This window comes from Blautia sp. 2227st1_G12_2227SCRN_220401 (genome assembly GCF_039062885.1).
Taxonomy (GTDB): Bacteria; Bacillota; Clostridia; order Lachnospirales; family Lachnospiraceae; genus Blautia_A; species Blautia_A fusiformis.
On the sequence record NZ_JBCLNI010000013.1, the window covers coordinates 1 to 22,609 of the forward strand.

9 protein-coding genes and 5 tRNA genes are annotated in these 22,609 nt (G+C 45.5%); 13 read left to right on the plus strand and 1 reads right to left on the minus strand.

Annotation, left to right across the window (positions count from 1 at the left end):
• Window position 1: 1 nt before the first annotated feature.
• From ABCM67_RS08270 to ABCM67_RS08295, 6 genes are all read left to right on the plus strand, one after another.
• Window positions 2–77 (plus strand) — tRNA-Tyr (locus tag ABCM67_RS08270).
• Window positions 78–84: 7 nt separating this feature from the next.
• Window positions 85–157: transfer RNA gene (locus ABCM67_RS08275), tRNA-Thr, on the plus strand.
• 15 nt (window positions 158–172) lie between these two features.
• Window positions 173–246: transfer RNA gene (locus ABCM67_RS08280), tRNA-Met, on the plus strand.
• A gap of 5 nt (window positions 247–251) precedes the next feature.
• Window positions 252–324 (plus strand) — tRNA-Phe (locus tag ABCM67_RS08285).
• Window positions 325–388: 64 nt separating this feature from the next.
• Window positions 389–461: transfer RNA gene (locus tag ABCM67_RS08290), tRNA-Lys, on the plus strand.
• An 866-nt stretch (window positions 462–1,327) separates the two neighbouring features.
• Window positions 1,328–5,341, plus strand: a complete 4,014-nt coding sequence (locus tag ABCM67_RS08295) for a carboxypeptidase regulatory-like domain-containing protein (protein ID WP_342992734.1) — start codon at window positions 1,328–1,330, stop codon at window positions 5,339–5,341.
• Here ABCM67_RS08295 and ABCM67_RS08300 read toward each other — a convergent pair.
• On the minus strand, window positions 5,305–6,450 hold the full coding sequence (locus ABCM67_RS08300; RefSeq protein WP_342992735.1) for a metallophosphoesterase: 1,146 nt from the start codon (window positions 6,448–6,450) through the stop codon (window positions 5,305–5,307). The two genes, ABCM67_RS08295 and ABCM67_RS08300, sit on opposite strands and share 37 nt — an antisense overlap.
• Window positions 6,451–6,696: 246 nt before the next feature.
• Here ABCM67_RS08300 and ABCM67_RS08305 point away from each other — a divergent pair, with 246 nt between their 5' ends.
• The 7 genes from ABCM67_RS08305 (at window position 6,697) to ABCM67_RS08335 (ending at window position 22,603) form a co-directional block, all read left to right on the plus strand.
• Window positions 6,697–7,566 (plus strand): SpoIID/LytB domain-containing protein, encoded by an 870-nt coding sequence (locus tag ABCM67_RS08305; protein WP_342992736.1) that lies wholly within the window; start codon window positions 6,697–6,699, stop codon window positions 7,564–7,566.
• Between the two features lie 165 nt (window positions 7,567–7,731).
• Window positions 7,732–8,700 (plus strand): M23 family metallopeptidase, encoded by a 969-nt coding sequence (locus tag ABCM67_RS08310; RefSeq protein WP_342992738.1) that lies wholly within the window; start codon window positions 7,732–7,734, stop codon window positions 8,698–8,700.
• 256 nt (window positions 8,701–8,956) lie between these two features.
• Entirely contained in the window at window positions 8,957–9,937 is a 981-nt protein-coding gene (locus tag ABCM67_RS08315) for a LacI family DNA-binding transcriptional regulator (RefSeq protein ID WP_021652887.1), read from the plus strand.
• 543 nt (window positions 9,938–10,480) lie between these two features.
• The gene (locus ABCM67_RS08320; RefSeq protein ID WP_342992739.1) at window positions 10,481–12,400 is read left to right on the plus strand and encodes a glucose PTS transporter subunit IIA; all 1,920 of its coding nucleotides are present in this window, start codon (window positions 10,481–10,483) and stop codon (window positions 12,398–12,400) included.
• Between the two features lies 1 nt (window position 12,401).
• Window positions 12,402–13,829, plus strand: a complete 1,428-nt coding sequence (locus ABCM67_RS08325) for a glycoside hydrolase family 32 protein (RefSeq protein WP_342992740.1) — start codon at window positions 12,402–12,404, stop codon at window positions 13,827–13,829.
• A 432-nt stretch (window positions 13,830–14,261) separates the two neighbouring features.
• The gene (locus tag ABCM67_RS08330) at window positions 14,262–14,504 is read left to right on the plus strand and encodes a GIY-YIG nuclease family protein (RefSeq protein ID WP_118626573.1); all 243 of its coding nucleotides are present in this window, start codon (window positions 14,262–14,264) and stop codon (window positions 14,502–14,504) included.
• A gap of 296 nt (window positions 14,505–14,800) precedes the next feature.
• The gene (locus tag ABCM67_RS08335) at window positions 14,801–22,603 is read left to right on the plus strand and encodes a leucine-rich repeat protein (protein WP_147603697.1); all 7,803 of its coding nucleotides are present in this window, start codon (window positions 14,801–14,803) and stop codon (window positions 22,601–22,603) included.
• The last annotated feature ends 6 nt before the right edge of the window (window positions 22,604–22,609 follow it).

Below are 22,609 nucleotides of genomic sequence, written 5' to 3' on the forward strand. Positions count from 1 at the left end.
GATTCCCGAGTGGCCAAAGGGGGCAGACTGTAAATCTGTTGGCACCGCCTTCGAAGGTTCGAATCCTTCTCCATCCACTTAAATGCCGATGTGGCTCAATTGGCAGAGCAGCTGATTTGTAATCAGCAGGTTATCGGTTCGAGTCCGATCATCGGCTTTTAACATTTAATAACGCGGGGTGGAGCAGTCTGGAAGCTCGTCGGGCTCATAACCCGAAGGTCATAGGTTCAAATCCTGTCCCCGCTACTTATGCCCAGATAGCTCAGTTGGTAGAGCAGAGGACTGAAAATCCTCGTGTCGCTGGTTCGATTCCGGCTCTGGGCATGTTTTAATGTAAAACATACAAACGGCTGGTTAGAAAAAGCCTGAGTATTAATTAATTTAATATGGGGTATTAGCTCAGTCGGTAGAGCACTTGACTTTTAATCAAGTTGTCCGGGGTTCGAATCCCCGATGCCTCACTTTTTAAGTGGATCAGATAAATTCCCATTTATTGCTCAAGGCAGTAGGTGGGAATTTTGTTTTATATCTGTGCGAGTATAGTATAAAGGAAGACGGTTACGTTGTGATTCAGCGTAACCGTTTTTTTTATATCATAGAAAATTACGTACTGACGAACGAATCAGCAGAGCCATCGAGTAGGATTTCAATGGTAGGAGTATGTCAATGCGATAAAAAATATTATGGACATTTTTGACAAAAAATGTCCATTTTGCGACAAATTTGACAAAGTTCAAGAGATAAAAATGTTATATAATTAGAGCATAGCTGTACAGTATTAAGACTTTATCATAAGAATGAGCAGGAAATCTGTTATGATCAGGATTACCAGGAAGACAATACAGATGGTCATAGAATAGATATTCTGGATCTGGTTTGGATTCTGCGGATCACATTTAATCTGAACATGCTTTCCGGGGGCTTTGCCGAGGCGTAAAAACTCGATTCGGTCAGCTGTGTAGTTTTGTTCCTTGTAGGTGTAAGAGTACTTCACATAGTTATGATAATTGGAACTATGAGGCTTGTTAGGATTATTTGAGCGGCTGACAGATGATATAACAGCATCTACAGGTACGTAATCATGATATTTTATGGCGGAACAGATAGTTATTGCCAGAAAAAAAACAGTTCCGATTACGCAGCAGCCCAGAATAACCGGTAAAATTTGGCGTGCTTTTGGATTTACGGTGACACTCATGATTTTTCTCCTTTCTTGGTTGATAGTCTGATAATTTACGGGGGATTAATTATAAATGATTTCGAATGATCTCGAAAATTTATAATTGATGAACATTATAGCATAGTACAGCAGAAGGGAAAAGTGCTTATGAAGAGAAAAAGTGCATCAAAAAAATTGCTGCCGCTGATGCTGATCCTGATGTTGATCTTAGGAATCAGCATGCCAGCAAATGCAGCTGCAAATCCCAGACTGAACAGTACAAAAAAGGTTTTGTACGTGGGAAAAACATCACAGTTAAAGGTTGTAAACTGGAAGAAAGCCGTGAAATGGTCTTCTTCCAATAATAAAGTTGTAAAGGTTTCGTCAAAGGGAAAGATAACGGCTGTGAAGACCGGAACCGCAACAGTAAAGGCCAGAATTGCCAAAAAGACATTAACCTGTAAGGTTACAGTAAAAAGCCCGGGAATGTCAGTGAAAAAAGCCGTATTGTATGTAAAGGGAAAAAGTCTGCAGTTAAAAGTAAACGGTGTTTCGGGAAAGACAGTATGGAGTTCTGCCAATAAAAAAATCGTTAAAGTCAGCTCTAAGGGAAAAATAACAGCAGTAAAAACCGGAACAACAGTGGTTAAGGCTAAAATAGGAAAAAAAGTGTATACCTGTAAGGTTACGGTAAAAAATCCTTATCTGTCTGCAAAGAGCTTAAAATTTGTATGGGGAACAGTGAATACGTCCAGGAAGCTTTCGATAAAGGGTGATGTGATCAAAGCTGCCTCAAGTTCAAATACAAAGGTTGCCAAGGTAAAAAAAGATGGTACGGTTTCTGTAACAGGAACAGGAAAATGTACAGTAACCTTTAAAGATTCCAAGAAGAGAACATATCGATGTAAGATAACAGTTGTGAAACCAACACTGAAAAATCAAAAAGCTACTCTGGAAGAAGGGGAAAGTATCCAGCTTGGTTTTAAGGAAAAAGGTGTTAAAGTAAGCTGGTTATCTGCTGATCAGAAAATTGCAACAGTAACAAAAACAGGTGTTGTCCAGGCGGTCGGAGAGGGAAATACATCGATTGTTGCCAAAGTAAAAGGAATAAAAATCTTTGCAAGGATTTTTGTTACGAAAAAATACGTGCAGGATTCCGGACATGAATACACCAGAGGTGAATGGGTAAAACTTCTTCTGGATAAAGTTGGCTGCAAGTATGAAGAGCAGTTTGACAGCAAAAATTATTATTATGCTGATACCAGAGAAAATGAAAATGGAATCGCAGCAGAAATTGCAAAAACTATGGGAATCATTCCCGATGAAACCGATGAGCAGGATGTTCCATATTTTTATCCTGACGAATATGCAACAAGAGAGTTTGCCGCATATACAGCAGTAATGCTTATGGGATATGAAACTACGGATGAAGAACCGACATGTGCAGATGCGGCTCAGATCAGGTATAAAAATGTTGTAGCTATTGCACTGAAAAAGAATATGCTGTCTCTGAATGGAGATACCTTTGAACCGGAGAAGGCAATTAACGGAAATGATGCAGCTCAGATCTTAAAAGCTATCGACCAGATCACTGAGGACTCAGTAATCGATGAGAATTATGACAGCAAGGTTACCTATGCAACAAATGTAGTTGAAGTCAAAGATACTTCCAAAAATATATACAATGTTGTCCAGAACAGTGACGGAACTTATACGATCACAGTAAAAGATGGAAATGCTTATAAAAATCTGGAAACCGGAAAGGTTGTACTGTTTTCTGCAAAGGAAATGGGAACAGATACAGATATTGCATTAAAAGTCCAGAATATCACAAAGGACGGACAGGGACGTCTGATCATTAAGGCCGGCAAACCGGATGATATTTCAGAGGTTTACAAATCAATTGATTTTGAAGGTGCAGGAATTGCAGATCCGGAAAATATGCAGGTAACTGCAGAGGGCGTTCAATATGAGTATATTCCGGAAAATTCAAGTGAGGTGCCGGCAGGAGGACTTACTCTCGGCGGAAGTATTCCGGTTCCAGGTAAATTGAAATTTGATCTTAATCATAAATTTAATGATAAGGTGAAGTTGTCCGGTTCTGTTGCTGTTACGATTCCGGATGTAAGCTGTAAGCTGGATGCCGGATTCAGCTGGGGAAAGATAGAGGTAAGGCATTTTATTGCGTCAGTTACAGGAAAAGCTGATTTCGAAGGTGGACTTTATATAAGTGGCGTGAATTCAGAGCAGCAGATCAAACATGCAAGTGGAACTATGGAAACAGTCAGCGATGTACTTGAACTGGGACGAGTTCCTATAAAGCTTGGTACAACTGGTCTTTCTGCAGATCTGGTGGTTTCTCTGTTTTATGATGTGTCCGGGCAGTTTGTTGTGAAATATTCCGTTGAAGCAACTGGCGGATATGAATTCAAAGATGGAAATGGAAGATTTATCCATGATTTCAGTCAGACTTTGACACCGGTCACAATAGAAGGATCTGCGAAATGCGGTCTTCAGTTTGGATTAAATCTGACTGCATTGGAGACATGGGATCTGGCGGGAATTGATATTAAGGTAGGACCTGCGGCAAAGGCAAGCGTATCCTATACAGTTCGTGATGCCGGAAATGTGCTTTGTTCTGATGTAAGAACCTATATTTACGCAGCGGGTGAGTTGAATCCGGATACGGTGGTCGGAAAGTTCCTGAAAACGGTATGGCATTATACGTTGTCCAAGGATTTTCTGTCTGATGATGACGATAATCCACTAAAATTGAAGGTTCATTTTGAAAATGGAACACTGGTAGATAAATGTACAGTCGGAGCCGGAAGCATTGAGGGAAGCGTTTTGGATTCAAACAGTAAAGCTCCTGTAAAAAATGCCAGCGTGGAAGCATATTCCGGAACAGTCAAGGTTGAAAAAACTTTCACGAAAGAAGATGGAACTTATTCATTTAATGATCTTGATGAAGGAATCTACAAAATTGTTGTCACAGCAACCGGTTACCAGAAATATGAAAGCAGTTCCATGGGAGTATCAGCGAACCAGATCACATACGCAGAATCTTTCCTGATGGTATCCAGAGCAGAAGCCGGAGATGGTGAGCTGAGTGGAAGATTTATTCATTCCATGACCGGTGGAAATATAGAAAATGTAACTTATGAATTACGTAAGGGCTGGGATAATGTGATCGGAGAGACTGTGAAAGAAGGCGTATCAGCAGATGGAACCTATACGTTGACCGTGCCAGCCGGAAACTATACGCTGAATGCAAGCAATGAAGATTTTGTTTCTGCTCATATCAATGTTGTAGTTCAGGCAAATGCATGCAGTGAACGTGATGTAACAATGTCACCGACCAATATCAGTGCAGGAGATGAGGGACTTCTTCAGATCGTGCTTACATGGGGAGAAACTCCGCGAGACCTGGATTCTCATCTGCTGGGACCTGCTGATGAAAACGGAGATGACTACTTCCATGTATACTACAGGGATAAAAATGCATATTCAGAGGATGGAGATGTAATAGCAAATCTGGATCTGGATGATACAAGCAGCTATGGACCGGAAACAACAACCATATACAAAGGCTTCACCGGAAGAAAATATAGCTTTTATGTATACGATTATACAAACGGTGAAGATGATGCGAGTACAGAATTATCTGCTTCGTCAGCCAAAGTAACCGTTTACCGGGGTGGAAAACAGATCTACCAGGCAAATGTACCGGTTAACAGGGAAGGATACCTGTGGCATGTATTTGACTATGATGTGCAGTCAAACAAGCTTATGCCAGTCAATACCTTTGTATATGATTATGAAGTGCCGGAAGCAAATGCAATGGAAGATAATTCAGGCATTATTTCAGAAACAGAAGCCCTTGAGATCATCCGAAACAGTGAAAAGAAAGCTGAAGAAGAGAGCAGCGAGGAACTCAATATGAGTTCTGAAGAAGGAAAGACGGACGATAATACTGAGGAAGAGATATTTGATGATTCCAGTGAAGAGCCGGAGATATCAGAAAGTGGTGATACGGCTGAAGTAATTGAGTTTCCGAAGGACTCTGAAACGGAAGAAGAAAATGACGGAACAGAAATAACAGAAGAGGATAGTGAGAGTGGGGAGGAGCTGCCGGTGGAAGATATTTATGAGGGATCAGAGGAGTTAGGTCTGGCAGGATAAAAATGTACTGTGATCGAACAGATCTCGCTGTTTGTGGCAGTACGCATATTCGGGCCCCATATGCCGGCACCGGAGGTAACGATGTTGTGCATAGTCCCCTTTTTCAGGTAGCCGCAGGAATTTTCCCAGACCAGGCCGGTGATGATGTTCAGAGGGAACAGCTGGCCGTCATGAGTATGGCCGCAGAGATCAAGGTCTGCGCCTGCGGCTGCCACTTCATCCAGCTGACCGGGCTGATGATCCATAAAAATAATCGGGAGTGTTTTGTCAAGGTAGGCTGTAAGCTGGTCAGGATCCTTACGGGTGTCGGACATTTTTCGGCAGCGTGAAGGATCCTTACGGCCTGTCAGATAAAATCGTTTATCTATGAGGACGGTTTCGTCATCGAGAAGCCGGATGTTGGTAGATTCCAGAAAATTTCGCATTCTGGGATCATCATAATCTTTTTTTGCATTGCGGAAGGTAAAACCGGCCAGAATCGGTTCGCTGAGATCATGGTTGCCCCAACAGGCATAAACGCCGTATCTGGATTTCAGCGAACGGAGAATGGCCGCTGTTTTTTTCGGGTTTTTGATCCCTTCATATTCGTTATCAAAAATATCGCCGGCAATACAGATCAGATCCGGATCTTCGGCGTTGATCTTTTTTACAAGAAGCCCGGCATGTTTTTCTCCGATACTGTAACCGAAATGAATGTCTGCGAGCAGGACAATCTTCAGGGAGTCCATTCCCTTCACCTGCTTGTCTATTTTCACATCATAAGTTTTTGTCTTAATATTCCACTGATTAAAAATCCCATAGAGACTGACACCAATGATCAGAAGGGTGCAGACAGCGCCTGTGACTACGAAGGCTTTCCGGGAATACATCCAGGCCGGATGAAGCGTATGCTTCAGGATCAGTCTGCAGAGATCTGTAGTTACGATTACGATCAGGATGTAAAGAAATGTTCCCTGAAAATAATTTGCCGTATTTTTCAGGAAGCGATGGAGCGCAGGGGGCTTCCGGATAAGAAAACAGGTCAGAAGAGAAGTGGCCAAAAAAATATAAACACCTGCAAAGCATGCCCGGAACGCAAAGGTCTGGAAAAAATGAGTGCAGGCACCCATCCACAAAATCATCCAACGGACGATATAAATATTAATGAGAATATATAATGGTGCGAGAAAGATGGCAAGCATGGTGTGTGATACCTCCATTCGTGGCAAGCAATAAGCGGTGAGCAGGACTGATCGCTGCAGATACTTTTTGGATTGATACATAGCATTTCCATAAATTACTGCAGCATGTTCGGAATAACTTTTTTTGATGCATTGATTCATAGAACTGCTATAGTATACAGCAAATAATAATTTTTGGCAAAAGAACATATATTAGGAAAAAGAACGCTTATGGTGCTTTTTATGAAAAAATATGCGCTTCTTCGATATTGTCTGGTGTTTTTAGCAATTGTTCTTCCTTATTTTTCGGCGGCAACCATTAATGGACCGGAGAGGGTCCTGGCAGAGAGAGTGCCGGATATGGAAGAATATCTCCCGGTCATTGTTTTTTCGCAGATTTCCCCGAATATGAAAAAAGAAACCATAAAAGCGCAGACTGTGATTGCACGGTCGAATATTCAAAGGTGGCTGGGCGAGGGGAAAAATCTGGCAGAGATCCTGAGGGAAAACGGAAGTACAGAGGAAGTCTGGAGATATTTTTTTGCAGAAAAAAGGCAGATCTATGAACAGGCAGCAAAAGAGACGGATGGACAGGTACTTATATATGAAGGAAAAGTGAGGCTGACTCCCTGGCATAAGAGAAGCGCAGGGAAAACCCGCAGCGGGGAAGAAGCTTTTCATGATGAGGCGTATACATATCTGAAATCGGCAGATAGCAGTGAGGATAAAAAATCTCCGGATCATATAAAAATCGTGGAAATTCCTGCGGGGCAGCTTTCCGGGGAGCTGAAGATCAAAAAACGGGACAGTGCCGGTTATGTGACAGAGCTTACGATTGGGGAAACACTTCTGGAGGGAGAAAGCTTTGCAGCGGGAATGGGACTGGAATCCGCGAATTTCAGTTTGAAGAAAAAGGATGATATTTATTATCTGCGAGTGCGTGGCAGCGGTCATGGTGTGGGATTTTCCCAGTTTGGTGGAAATGAGATGGCAAAAAACGGAAGCAGTGCGGAGGAGATCCTGAAAAAATATTTTCCGGAGATGGAGCTGAAAGCTGAGGATTAAAGAAAGTCAGGCATCCGAAGCAACGTCTGATAAAAAAATATTCAAAAAATGAATAGACAGCCATATTCTGGACACTCTATAGATATAGAAATGGTGACCGAAACGGCAGCTTTACTGTTTTTTCTGTTACTGAAAATGAACATATCAGACAGAGGTGGAAAGAATATGAAAAGTAAAATTGTGAGAGGTATTATCAACGGAGGTGTTCTGGCAGCAGTGGCGGCACTTGGGATTACTGTTTATCAGCTTGGAACAAAGCCCATCGCAGAAAATCCCCAGGAGGAAAATTCTGTACAGGTAGAAGAGACCGGGCTGGAAGAGGAGCTTTCGGACGGGGAAAACGCAGAGGATGCGGCAGCTGCCGGAGATGGCTGGCAGCATGTAGCACAGGATGAGATCTCTGATGGAGAAACCGGAGATGAAGCAGGTCTGTCAGGAGCTTCAGAAGCCGGAGCAGATGGAGTGACAGGAAGCATCCGTGAGACTGCAGGAAGTGGTACAGCCGAAAATGCAGCGGCAGATGCAGATAATGGAAGTGGTACGGAGGATAAGAGCGTGTCTGCGGCAGCAGGTGCAGGCAGAAGCCGCACAGATGGCACTGGAAATACAGCAGATAATGCCGGAAATACATCGGCAGAGGGAGCGGTGAATAACGGAGCTGGAGCTTCCACAGATACCGCAGAGACCTCAGCTGTCGGAATTGCAGCACAGGCTTTGGATTTTACGGAGGATTCCATTATGGAATGGCCGGTCAGAGGAACGGTTCTTGTGGATTACAATATGGATGAAACCGTATATTATCCGACTTTGGATCAGTATCGTGTAAGCTCTGCCATTGCTTTGCAGGCAGTGGAGGATGCGCCGGTGTATGCGGCGGCAGATGGCCAGGTGCTTTCTGTTGTACAGGATGCCTGTACGGGAACGACTGTGACTATGGAGTTGGGAAATGGTTATCAGGCAGTATACGGGCAGCTGAAGGACCTTACTGTGGCAGAAGGCGACACAGTAAAGGAGGGTGAAGTGATCGGAAATATCAGTGCACCTACAAAATATTATTCTGTAGAAGGCCCGAATCTTTATTTTGCAATGAAAAAGGATGGCATGCCGGTAGATCCGTTTGAATATCTGGAATGACAGGGAAAACCGAAAAACAGATATGCTGGGGAGATTTTTGGAAACAGAGTATGGAGGATACGGGATGGGAGGTATATGCATCCCGTATCCTCTGCCTTGTGAAGCATGCTACTGAGAACGGAGTGAACATTAACCCCAAATTTCCACTTATATAGGAAAAGAAGCTTTTTTACCGGAAAGAAACCGTGTATAATCTATATTATAAATATGCATACAAGGACAGATATAACAGGACAAAAGAAGAGGTACATAAGTTATGAACATTAATGAAATAGCCAGGCTTGCCGGAGTTTCCAGAGCTACGGTATCCAGATATTTGAATAATGGATATGTCAGCAGTGAAAAAAAGGAAGTCATCCGCAGGGTGATCCAGGAGACAGGATATCAGCCATCCTCCCAGGCACAGACACTGCGGACCAAAAAAACCAGTCTCATCGGTGTCATCCTTCCAAAGATCAATTCAGATACCATAAGCCGTGAGGTGACAGGGATCAGTGATATTCTTACACGGAGAGGATATCAGCTTATTCTGGCCAATACCAATAATGATGTGGAAGAAGAGCTGAAATACCTTTCTCTGTTTAAAGAACGTCAGGTGGACGGAGTGGTTTTTATTGCTACCATGTTTACCAGAAAGCATAAACAGATGCTGAAGGATTATAAGGTACCGATCGTGATCCTGGGACAGCATCTGGACGGATATCCATGTATTTATCAGGATGATCATAAAGCAGCTTTTCAGGTCACGGAGAAGCTGGCGGAGAAGGGGAAAAAGTTTGCCTATATCGGCGTTACAGATAAGGACGAGGCAGTTGGTGCCTGCAGGAAAAAGGGTTTTATGGATGCTATCCATAAAGCTAAGCTGGAGGTCGTGCCGGAGAGGATGAAGATCGGAAGCTTTACCATGGATTCCGGGTATGAGATGGCGAAGGAGCTTTTTGAGGAGGAGCCTTCCATAGATTCTCTTGTGTGTGCTACGGATACTATGGCGGTGGGAGCCATGACTTATTTGAAGGAGATCGGGCTTCGCATTCCCGAGGATGTTCAGATCGCAGGGATTGGGGATGGAGTTCCGGGTAAGATCGTGGAACCGAAGCTGACAACGGTACATTTTTATTATAAGACCAGCGGAATGGAGGCAGCAGCCATGCTGGCTGATCTTATTGAGAACGATACCGGGATCAGCAAGGAAATAAAAATGGGATGTGAGCTTGTGGAACGGGAATCTCACAGGTAACAGAGAATATCCTCGCAGACAGAGGAAGAAATTATAAGTTATTGTGGAACAGGAGCAGATCTTTTGGGAGAAAAAGACCTGCTTCTTTTTTGTGTGGTGCTGTGTTATGGCTGAGCAAACACAGAAAAATGCCAGATTTTTTCTGCGATGTCCTGACTGGTTTGTCTGTCTTGCATCTGTTCTTATGGAATATGTACAATTTTGACCGAAGAAATTTGTGAGATGTTGCGGATTTACAAATAATAATGCAGTAGTTATAATACAAGTAAGATATGAGAACGATTCCACATAAGAACGCAAGCAACAACATAAAACAAACCATTGAAAAGTGTTAAAATCATCAAAAAACTTAAAAAAATGGAAAGATTACCGTTCCTTGTATGAATAGATATATGAAATCAATCTCATAAATAAATGAAAAACAATGGATCAGAGATAATAAATCCCGGGAAGCTGAAGAAAGAACAGACAGATCTGATCCGAAGAAAGGGAAAGCAGAAAGAGATGACTGTCCGGGAACAGTAGCAGAAAAGGAGGAAGGACATGGATTACAGAAAGACAGCACAGGAAATCTATGATCATGTAGGAAAGAAAGAAAACATCATTTCCGCGGCGCACTGTGCAACAAGGCTTCGTCTGGTCATTGCGGATAATGACAAGGCGGATAAGGAATATATAGAGAACATCGACGGTGTGAAGGGCGTGTTTTTCGCACAGGGACAGATGCAGATCATCCTGGGAACAGGAGTTGTAAACAAGGTTTATGATGAATTTATCCAGATCGCCGGAATATCAGAGAGTAGTAAGGATGAGCTTAAGAAGGTGGCAGCATCCAAGGCTAATCCGATACAGAGACTGATCAAGACACTGGGAGATATTTTTGTCCCGATCATCCCAGCTATCGTAGCAAGCGGATTTTTGATGGGAATCATGGAAGCCCTGAACTTTATGGTAAACAACGGCTTCCTGAATATTAACACCAATGGTTCCATTTATGTATTTGCACAGCTTTTCAGCAACACAGCGTATACATTCCTGCCGATCCTTATCGCTTACAGTGGTGCGAAGGTATTCGGTGCCAACCCTTATCTGGGTGCGGTTATCGGTATGATCATGATCCATCCAAATCTGCAGAATGCCTGGACTGTTGCAACAGAGGGTGTGCAGGCAACGCAGAAGGTATGGTTTGGACTTTACTCCATTGACATGGTGGGATATCAGGGACATGTGATCCCGGTTATCATTGCAGTATGGGTACTGGCACAGATCGAGAAAAGACTTCATAAGATCGTACCTGCAATGTTCGATCTTTTTGTAACACCACTTGTCAGTGTTTTTGTAACCGGTTATCTTACACTTTCCATTATCGGACCGATCTTCGTAGCTGTTGAGAACGGACTTCTGGATGGGATCCAGTGGCTGATCGCACTGCCATTTGGAATCGGAAGCTTTATCATGGGTGCCTTTTATGCACCGACTGTTGTTGCCGGTGTTCATCACATGTACACTATCATTGACCTTGGACAGCTGGCCAAATTCGGCGTTACCTACTGGCTGCCACTTGCATCTGCAGCTAACATTGCACAGGGTGGTGCAGCTCTTGCTGTAGGCCTGAAATCCAGAAATCAGAAGATCAAATCCATGGCTGTTCCTTCTGCCTTAAGCGCATGCATGGGAATCACAGAGCCGGCAATCTTCGGTGTAAACCTCCGCTTCGGAAAGCCGTTTATCATGGGCTGCCTGGGTGGTGCATGCGGAGCACTTTTTGCCTCCATTAGCAGTCTTGGTGCCACAGGAACAGGTGTTACCGGTATCTTCGGAATCCTGCTGTGCCTGAATAATCCAGTTGGTTATATCCTGATGTTTGCCATCGCATTTGGTGTGGCTTTTGTGCTTACCTGGATGTTCGGATATAAGGATGAGGTACAGGAAACAGCTGAAAAAAATATTGAAGCAGAGAAAAAATCAGATGCTCCGGCAGAAATTGCCCAGGAGAAAACTTCAGAGACAGGTGCACAGACCCTCTACAGCCCGCTTGAGGGAACTGCGATCCAGCTTTCAGAAGTAAAGGATGCAACCTTTGCATCTGAAGTCCTTGGAAGGGGCATGGCAGTGATTCCGTCCAAAGGTGAAGTAAAAGCACCCTGTGATGCTACGGTTTCTACAATTTTTGACACAAAGCATGCCATCGGGCTTGCAACAGAAAGTGGTCTGGAGCTGCTGATCCATATCGGCGTTGACACCGTTGAGCTTGGCGGTAAATTCTACACCGCTCATGTAAAGGACGGTGACGTGGTCAAAAAAGGCCAGACACTGATCACCTTTGATATGGATGCTATTAAGGCAGCCGGCTATGATGTGACCACACCGCTGATCGTAACCAATACCGATGATTATGAAGAAGTAAAAATGCTTGCAGAAGGAACAGTAAATAATGGTTCTGAAGTACTGGAGGTAAAATAAAATGAGTTCTCTGACCAAGGTCCTTGCAGAGGAAGTGCGAAAAATCGAGGAAACGGCAGCAGTTGCCAGGACGATGCAGACAAACCGTCTGACCCATCATCTGATGCCGCCTGTGGGATGGCTCAATGACCCGAACGGATTATGCTGGTACAAGGGAAGATATCATGTGTTTTTCCAGTATTCTCCGTTTGAGGCCAACGGTGGACTGAAATTCTGGGGACATTACTCCAGTGAAGATATGATCAGCTGGAGATATGAAGGGGTTCCGCTTCTGCCGGACAGCATTTATGACTGTCATGGTGTTTACTCAGGCTCTGCCATTGCGGAGAAAGATAAGCTTCATCTTTTCTACACAGGAAACATCAAGATGGATGGAGATTATGATTATATCAATAACGGAAGACAGTCCAGCACTCTTCATGTGGAGAGTGCGGACGGCCTTCATTTCGGAACAAAGGAGGTTGCAGTTTCCTGTGAGGATTATCCGGAGAATTACACCTGCCACATCCGTGACCCGAAGGTCTGGAAGGAGGGGGAAGAGTACCGGATGATCCTTGGCGGCCGTCAGAAAAGCGACCAGGGCGCCGTACTTTTTTACAGATCCGAAGATCTGAAGAACTGGAAATTTGACGGTGAGCTTACTACGGAGAAGGCATTCGGATACATGTGGGAGTGCCCGGATTTTTTCACTCTTGAGGGACAGGAGGTGCTTTCTGTATCTCCCCAGGGACTGACCAGAGAAGAGTTCCGTTTTCAGAACATCTATCAGTCCGGATACTTTATCCTGAAGGATGGAAAGCCGGAGGAAAAAGCTTTCCGGGAATGGGATCACGGCTTTGATTTCTATGCACCCCAGACATTCCAGGATGGAAAGGGCAGGCGGATCCTGATCGGCTGGATGGGAATGCCGGATGCAGATGAGGAGTATGTGAATCCTACAGCAGAGAGCGAAGGCTGGCAGCATTGCCTGACTGTTCCAAGGGAAGTTACGTATAAAAACGGAATGCTTTATCAGTATCCGGTGGAAGAACTGAACGGGCTGAGAAAGACTGGCGTTTCTGTCAGCGGTTCCAGTGCGGAGATTCCGGTGAATGGACCGTTTGATCTGGATGTTCAGGTAAAAGGTGAGCAGGGTAAAGTGAGCCTTGGGGAAAATCTCTTCCTGGAATATCAGGACGGAGATGTGATCTTAACTCTCTCCGAGAAGGCCGGTGCCGGACGTAAAGTACGTAAGGCGCATGTTCCGTCCGGTAAGGTTGAAGCTTTCAGAATCCTTGCAGATACCACAGCAGTGGAAATCTATGTGAATGGTGGAGAAATTGTTTTTTCTACCAGGTATTATCCGGAAACGGATGAGCAGACTGTGAAGGTGGAGGCTGTGGAGTGTGATGGGAAGATTTATGTGCTGAAGAATTATGTGATGGAGTAGGCAGAGCTTATTGATCGTGAAATACAGCAAGATCAGAATACGAATACCTATAGAGCAGCTATGCAGTGAATTCCATATTCACAGAAATAAGAAATGACCGTATAATAAAGCAGGTGGGAAAATCCGCAGCCGGAATCCCGACCTGCTTTTATTTTTTTGATGTAAGTGAAATACATGAATTGTGCCGGCTGCTTGAGGATAGAAGGACGGCTGCTGAAGAAATGCTGGTGGCTGTCTTTACATAGAAAGAATGCGGCCGACTGGATGCTTGTTTTACAGGAGAGGAAATATCACGGAAGACAGATCACACTATCCAGAAAAGTGTTCAGATATTTGTTTTACAGGAAGGCAAATATCAGGGTTGATGTTACTGAAGATGTACTGGCATTTGGCATTGTATTGCATAAATTTTTTACAGAAGAGGAGACTGCTATGAACTATACATACATCGTGCAGTGTGCAGACGGCACGCTCTACACCGGCTGGACAAACTGCCTTGCCAGGCGGATGAAAGCGCATAATGAAGGCAAAGCAGGCGCCAAATATACCCGGGCCAAAAGGCCGGTGAAGCTGGTGTATTATGAAGGCTTTGCCACAAAGGAGGAGGCCATGAGCCGGGAGTACCGGATCAAGCAATTGACCAGGGAGAAGAAGCTGGAGTTGATGAGGTTTTGAAACTGTCGGAAATCTTTTCAATTCCGGATGCAGACCCGTCACTGGAGCTGAAGGCAGTCATGCTGAATATCAATAAGAGTAGTTCAATAAGAGCGAAAAGTTCTGTACGATACCAATACCAGAGCTTTTCGCTTTTTTTTGTATACACGGCAGGCGAACAGCTGCAACGGAGGCAGAAAAAGACGCTTTATGATAATAAAAATCAAATATTTGGAATTGTGCGAATATTGCGAACATGGTAGAATAAACACAAAAATCAAAGAACTCAGTCAGCTGAGAAGAGGAAAGGAAAGAGGATGAAAAAGACAAAAGATTTTTGTCTCCGGCTTATGTGCTGTTTTCTGTTTCTGGGGTTATTTTGTGGAACAGAGGTTTTTGCAGCAGTTCAGGAGGGTAAGCCAGGAGAAACATTTTCCGGGAAATATGCAGTTATCATTAACACAGATACCACAAATCCCGGAAATACGGGAACCTTGCAGTTTGACGGGACATCGGCACAGGCGGCGGACTCTGAAGCAGAAGATTATGCAGTCGTGCAGGGTGGAAGCAATGCATCGGCGCAGGCGGCAACAGAGGGAACTGCGGGAGAGGCAGCAGATGTGGGGCAGGTACAGAGTCTGGAGGATGATCAGCTGCAGGCATACATGCAGGATGACCAACCGATGCTGACTGCTGTACAGGCTGCGGCAACCACCTATCAGGTAGGTGAAAAAAAGTACATCTATAGAACTAACGGCCATGATACATATGGAAAAACATATGTCTGCATCGGAGTTGGGGAACACTGCTATGTGTGGATGGATGAGACCCTGAAGGCAGATTACGATACCGCAGGGAAAACATCTCTGATCGCTGCGGATATGGCAGCTGTCTACGATGGTCAGCCTTACCGTATCCTTAACCAGCTTTGTGCAGGTGATTTTCCGGCACAGGATGGCTCAGGCAAGCTGTCGATCCTGCTGGAGTCTTTAAGCAGCGCCAGCGGTATGTATATGTATGATGAAGGGATCACAGCGATCCATATCAACACACCGTCAGCATCTTCTTATGTTTCGGGGGAGATGTCAAAGCGAAATGGCCTTCTTGTTCATGAGGGACAGCATGCAATCCTCTGGCTGAAAACCGGATTTATGAGTACCGGCAGATATTCGTGGCTGAATGAGGGTCTTGCAGTGGCTGTCATGGACTATCTTTGGGGAGGAACGGACAGCAGCGGCTGGCTGAATGGTATTGGAAGTAATACGGCCATCCGTTCAGGGGCTTCGCTGATCTACGAGAATTACCGGGATGACAATGCACAGGACTATGGAATGCCGTATCTTTTTGTAAGATATGTTATCGACCGGATGGCAGGAAGCTATCAGCCTATGGAAGTGCTTCCAAAGTTTTATACGATCGATGCTTCTTCTCTCAGCTGTGAGCAATATCTGGAGAAAGTAACCGGAGTTTCTTTTAAGGAGCTTATGGCAGATTTTTATACGGCAGTTGCAACTGGTGAGAGCTCCGGTAAATACAGCTTTTACGGAGATACCATTGCTGCGGCAAAGGCAGCGACATTCCCGGTTTATGCAGGGGACAGCAATGAAAATCATACATTGCCGGCAGCATCGGCAATCCTGGTGAAGCTGTCGAACGGTGAGTTTACCGTTCCGACGGATGGCTCCGCAGGGATTGTTTATCGTATCATCGGAAGCAGAAGCTCTTCCCTTGCACCGGCAGAGGGAGATGGTACGTCTGCAAATCCATATAAGATATCTTCGATCGATGATCTTAATCTGATTCAGGCAAACCAGGGAGCATACTATCGTCTGACAAAAAATATCAGTACAGACGGAAGGACAAATTTTTCGGCATCGTATTTCAGTGGAACGCTGGACGGAGCCGGTTTCACAATAACCGGTCTCCAAAAACCTCTGATCCAGCAGAATGCAGGAACGATAAAGGATCTGAATATTGTTGCGGATTTTGATTATGACAGTCATGATATCCATGGTGTTGTGGCACAGTATAATACCGGTAAGATCCAGGATTGCAGGGTAACCGGAACGGTAACAGGACATATGGGCTCTACCAGTTCCATGAGCCATCCGGCTTTTGGCGGGATTGTCGGAGAGAATGAGGTGGCCGGTACTATCAGCGGCTGTTCGTCCGGAGTAAATATTTCCATATCCATGACAGCTACAGACAGCTATGTTGGTGGTATCGCAGGAGTAAACATTGGTATTATTGAAAAATGTGTTGCAGGAGGAAATCTTTCTGTCACACAGGCTAACGGAAATTCTTATCAGGTTTACCTTGGAGGCATTGCCGGCCGGATCGAACAGTTTGGAAACATGGGCGGATATGTGAAACAGTGTGCTTTTACAGGTACGCTTCGCGTGACTGGCGGAACAGCAGTTACAGGTCAGATCTGTGCACAGGTAAATGCAAATGTACTCAATTCTGCTATCGGTCTGAATGGACATGTTTCGGATTGTTATGGTAAAAACGGCCAGGGAGCGCTCATCGGGACAAACACGGAACAGACGCTTACAACAGGCGGTGTTCTTACAGCAGAGCAGATGAAGGATCCGAACTCATATAAAGGCTGGAGCTTTGACGGAGACTGGCAGATTTCCAAGGATGGACTGCCGGAACGTGCAGATGCATCGGCGATCAGATCGCTGTCTGTTTCCGGTGTACCGAAAGAATGTTACGTGGGAGAAGTTCCGGCGTATTGGGGAAGGCTTATTGTTAATAATTCTACATCAGTAACGATCACGAAGGATATGATCGCCGGATTTGAAAATTCGGAAACGGGGACAAGGGAACTGACGATCAATTATAAGGGAAAACAGATCAGCTGGTCGATGACAGTCGAAAAACCATCTGCCAGTGATATTACAAGTATTGTGCTTTCCGGGCGTCCGAAGACGACATACAGTGAAAATCAGAAGTTTGATCCTTCAGGCGCCAGCTTTTTTGCCACAATAGGTGGACGTTATGTATATATTTACAGTGGCTTTTCCTATGATAAAACAGGTCCGCTGAAGTCTGCGGATACCTCCGTGATATTTAATTATTTTGGAAAAGAAATTTCGGTAAGTATTACGGTAACAGCCAGAAAAGCAACGAAGCTTTCCGTGCTTGCAGCACCGGCAAAAACTCAGTTTACAGTTGGGAATACGCTGGATCTGTCCGGTGTGAAACTGCAGATCACATATAATGATGGGACGCAGACCCCGATATTTAAAGCGGATGAGCTGGAGAAATATGGTGTTCATGTTGCTTTTGGAAAGAATGGATCTTTTACAACGGTTGCAGCAGATAAGGTTCTGGAAAGTGCTGACAGCGGAAGTACGATCGTATTTTATGCGACGGATAAACTGCCGTCAGAGTATGGCTCGGTAGTTGTGGCGTCATCGACGATCACGGTGCGGAGTCCGCTGACTGTACCGGCACTGGATTTGTATGTCAGTGCAGGAAAAAGTGCGGCGCAGTATCCGTGCACAGATAATGTGACTGGTGGAAGTGGAACGTATGCGACTACAGTAATTGAGGAAAAGCTGCCGACAGGATTGAATCGCACGAATCTGCCCGGAGGAAAATATAATGCTTTTAGCTATACAGGTGTTGTTACGGCGTCAGCCGGAGATTACAGTTCACAGTATAAGATCAGCGATACAGAGACACAGGAGAGTATTCAGGTGACTGTGACGATCCATGTGGTTCCTTCTGATCAGGCTGCATTTTACAGTTTTGTGCTTAAGAAGGTGGAAAATCCTGGACTGAAGCAGGATGTTATCGGTGCGATCGGGGAGGATACGATCGTTCTTCGGGTGCCGAGTGGGACGAATGTTACAGAATTGAAGCCTTCGATTGATTATGGCTCAGGCATGGGAACTGAACTTCCTTCAGGATTCTGGAATGGTTCGAAGCATGATTTTACCAGTCCGGTTGTATATACGCTTACAGCACCGGATGGGGTTACAAAGAAGTCTTATACGGTAAGTGTGGAATTTTATGATGATACTTCGGAGGAAGTACAGTCTGGTGACGAGATCCTTTCACCGGCTGATAATACGAAGATCAGCTGTAAGGACAGTGAGGAGGTTATCCTTAAAGGATGGGCCGGAGACAGTTCAAAAGAGATTTCACTTTTCAAATATGTGGTAAATGGAATCAGTTATACTACATCCGCGAATGCCACTACACAGACAATCCCGAATGCCAGGGCATATGAAGTGAAGATTTCTGGAAGTAGCTTGAAGGAAGGAAATAATACTCTGGAAATCTGGGTGATGTATGCTGATAATTCAGGCACCGGAAGCGGTGGCACTTTAAAGAAACTCGGAACAAGAACTGTTGTTAAGGAAGGCCACAAAGCAGTGAAAGACGCAGCGGTAGCAGCCACCTGTGAGACAACCGGAAAAACAGAAGGAAGTCACTGTAGCGTCTGCAATACGGTGATCAAAGCCCAGATCACAACAGCGGCATTAGGCCACAACTGGGACAGCGGAAAGGTAACAAAAGCAGCGACCTGCACCGCAGCCGGAACAAAGACCTACACCTGTACCCGCTGCAAAAAGACACGCACAGAAACGATCGCAGCCACAGGTCACAAGGTAGTGAAAGACGCAGCGGTAGCAGCCACCTGTGAGACCGCAGGAAAAACCGAAGGAAGTCACTGCAGTGTCTGCGGAACCATACTCAAAGCCCAGACCACAACAGCAGCATTAGGCCACAGCTGGGACAGCGGAAAAGTGACAAAAGCAGCAACCTGCACCGCAGCCGGAACAAAGACCTACACCTGTACCCACTGCAAAAAGACACGCACAGAAACGATCGCAGCAACAGGTCACAAAGTAGTGAAAGACGCAGCGGTAGCAGCCACCTGTGAGACCGCAGGAAAAACCGAAGGAAGTCACTGCAGTGTTTGCGGAACCATACTCAAAGCGCAGACCACAACAGCAGCATTAGGCCACAGCTGGGACGGCGGAAGAGTGACAAAAGTAGCAACCTGCACCACAGCCGGAGCGAAGACCTACACCTGTACCCGCTGCAAGAAGATACGAACAGAAACAATCGCAGCAACAGGTCACAAAGCAGTGAAAGACGCAGCAGTAGCAGCTACCTGTGAAACAACCGGAAAGACAGAAGGAAGCCATTGCAGCGTCTGCAACACAGTGATTAAAGCCCAGACCACAGTGGCAGCGTTAGGCCACAGCTGGGACGGTGGAAAGATAACAAAGGCAGCAACCTGTACCACAGCTGGAACGAAGACCTACACCTGTACCCGCTGCAAAAAGACACGAACAGAAACGATCGCAGCCACAGGTCACAAGGCAGTAAAGGATGCAGCAGTAGCAGCCACCTGTGAGACAACTGGAAAAACCGAAGGAAGTCACTGCAGCGTCTGCGGAACCGTACTCAAAGCCCAGACCACAACAGTAGCGCTTGGCCACAACTGGGACGGCGGAAAGGTAACAAAAGCAGCAACCTGCACCACAGCCGGAACGAAGACCTACACCTGTACCCGCTGCAAGAAAACACGCACAGAAACGATCGCAGCCACAGGCCACAAGGCAGTAAAAGACGCGGCGGTAGCAGCCACCTGTGAGACAACCGGAAAGACAGAAGGAAGCCACTGCAGTGTCTGCAACACAGTGATCAAAGCCCAGACTACTACAGCAGCACTCGGCCATAGCTGGGACAGCGGAAAAGTAACCAAGGCAGCAACCTGCACCGCAGCCGGAACGAAGACTTACACCTGCAGCCGCTGCAAGAAGACCCGAACAGAAACAATCGCAGCGACAGGCCACAAAGCGGTAAAAGATGCAGCCGTAGCGGCCACCTGTGAAACAACCGGAAAGACAGAAGGAAGCCACTGCAGTGTCTGCAACACAGTGATCAAAGCCCAGACCACTACAGCAGCACTCGGCCACAGCTGGGACAGCGGAAAAGTAACAAAAGCAGCAACCTGCACCACAGCCGGAACAAAGACCTACACCTGTACCCGCTGCAAGAAAACACGAACAGAAACGATCGCAGCCGCAGGCCACAAGGCAGTGAAAGACGCGGCGGTAGCAGCCACCTGCGAGACAACCGGAAAGACAGAAGGAAGCCACTGCAGCGTCTGCAACACAGTAATCAAAGCTCAGACCACTACAGCAGCACTCGGCCATAGCTGGGACGGAGGAAAGGTAACAAAAGCAGCAACCTGCACCGCAGCCGGAACAAAGACCTACACCTGCACCCGCTGCAAAAAGACACGAACAGAAACGATCGCAGCTACAGGTCACAAGGCGGTAAAAGACGCGGCGGTAGCAGCCACCTGTGAGACAACCGGAAAAACAGAAGGAAGTCACTGCAGCGTCTGCGGAACCGTGATCAAAGCCCAGACCACAACAGCAGCGTTAGGCCATGATTACGGAGAGTGGAAAACAATAAAGGCTGCAACTTATACAGAACCAGGACAGGCAGAAAGAGTTTGCAGAAGAAATGCATCACACAAAGAATACCGTCAGCTCCCGATACTGGAAAAAGCGAAGATCGCTCTGTCAGCCTGCAGTATTCAGCTGTCAGAACAGACCTATGTATACGATGGAATCGAAAAAACACCAACAGTAACCATCACTTACAATGAAAAAACACTGACAGAAGGAAAAGACTACCAGGTATATCTCGCAGATAATGTAAATCCGGGAACAGCAAAGATCACCGTGATCGCCAAAACCGACAGCGATTATACAGGAACAGCCACAATAACCTTTGAGATCCGAAAAGCGCTTCCGGAAAATGCAACCGTGATCGAACCGGGCGCATTCAGCAACTGTACAAACCTGGTGAATCTGAATATCAAAGAAAACGTAACAGAAATAGGCGACAACGCATTTGCAGACAGCAAAAATCTGCAGAATATCTATTTTTATGGCAACAGTCCGAAACTCGGAAATAACATCTTCAAAAATGTAACTGCAACCGTATACTATCCATACACAGACAAAACATGGTCTTTGGATATCCTCCGGGATTACGGCGGAAATATTACCTGGGTACCATGGAATCCAAAAACAGGCAGCCCGGCAAAACGAAGCCTTGCACTGTGCGATATCAGGATCGCAGAGCAGAAATACACCTATGACGGAACCGAAAAAACTCCGGAAATGATCATCATGGATGGAAACTATACACTGCAGAAAAATACAGATTACACCGTAAAATGCAGCAATAACGTCAATGCGGGAAATGCAGAGCTGGAGATCACAGGAGCCGGAAATTACAGCGGAACCTACAAAGCAGGATTCCTTATCGAACAGACAGAGCCGAGCTTGAAATTTGACAAAAAAACAATAACTGTAAAATACGGCACAAAACCATTCCTCTGTGCACTGTCTGAAAAAACAACAGACGGAACCATAACCTACAGCTCCAGCAACCCCAAAGCTGCTGTCGTAGATCCGGCCTCCGGTAAAGTAACCATCAAAGGCGGAGGAACCGCGGCGATCATGGCATACGCTGCAAAGGGAACCAATTATACCGCCGGCTCCACCTTCTGCACCATCAAAGTAACAAAACGCAGCAATACCATCAAAGCCTCCAATATCCGGCGGACCTGGTATGCAAAAGCCCGGAAGATCAGCATCAATGCAAAAGTTTATGGGAAAGCTCCGCTGAAATATTCTTCCAGCAGTAAATCTGTAAAGGTAGACAAAAAAGGAAGGATTACCATTGCGGCGAAATTCACCGGCAGTGCAAGGATCACGATCCGTTCTTCCGCCACAGCAGGATACAATGCCGCCACAAAGAGTATTACAGTCACAGTCAATCCGGCAGGAACTACCCTGATGACGGCAAAGAACCTGTCCGGCAGAAAAGCGCAGATCACATGGAAGAAAAACCGATATGTGACCGGATATGAGATCCAGTATTCCGTAAACAAAAATTTCAGATCCGGAAGCAAAAAAACAGTGTCCGGAGTATCCAAAACGAAATACACGCTGACAAAGCTTCAGAAAAACAAAACGTATTACGTAAGGATCCGCACATACAAAAAATCAGGAACAAAGAAATATTATTCTTCCTGGAGCAAGGTAAAAGCAGTAAGGATCAGAAAGTAGAGGCAT

Bases quoted from the DNA above. Each gene is read 5' to 3' on its own strand.
- ABCM67_RS08295 (WP_342992734.1), top strand. From the start codon at position 1,328: ATGAAGAGAAAAAGTGCATCAAAAAAATTGCTGCCGCTGATGCTGATC.
- ABCM67_RS08300 (WP_342992735.1), bottom strand. From the start codon at position 6,450: ATGGGTGCCTGCACTCATTTTTTCCAGACCTTTGCGTTCCGGGCATGC.
- ABCM67_RS08310 (WP_342992738.1), top strand. From the start codon at position 7,732: ATGAAAAGTAAAATTGTGAGAGGTATTATCAACGGAGGTGTTCTGGCA.
- ABCM67_RS08315 (WP_021652887.1), top strand. From the start codon at position 8,957: ATGAACATTAATGAAATAGCCAGGCTTGCCGGAGTTTCCAGAGCTACG.
- ABCM67_RS08320 (WP_342992739.1), top strand. From the start codon at position 10,481: ATGGATTACAGAAAGACAGCACAGGAAATCTATGATCATGTAGGAAAG.
- ABCM67_RS08325 (WP_342992740.1), top strand. From the start codon at position 12,402: ATGAGTTCTCTGACCAAGGTCCTTGCAGAGGAAGTGCGAAAAATCGAG.
- ABCM67_RS08330 (WP_118626573.1), top strand. From the start codon at position 14,262: ATGAACTATACATACATCGTGCAGTGTGCAGACGGCACGCTCTACACC.
- ABCM67_RS08335 (WP_147603697.1), top strand. From the start codon at position 14,801: ATGAAAAAGACAAAAGATTTTTGTCTCCGGCTTATGTGCTGTTTTCTG.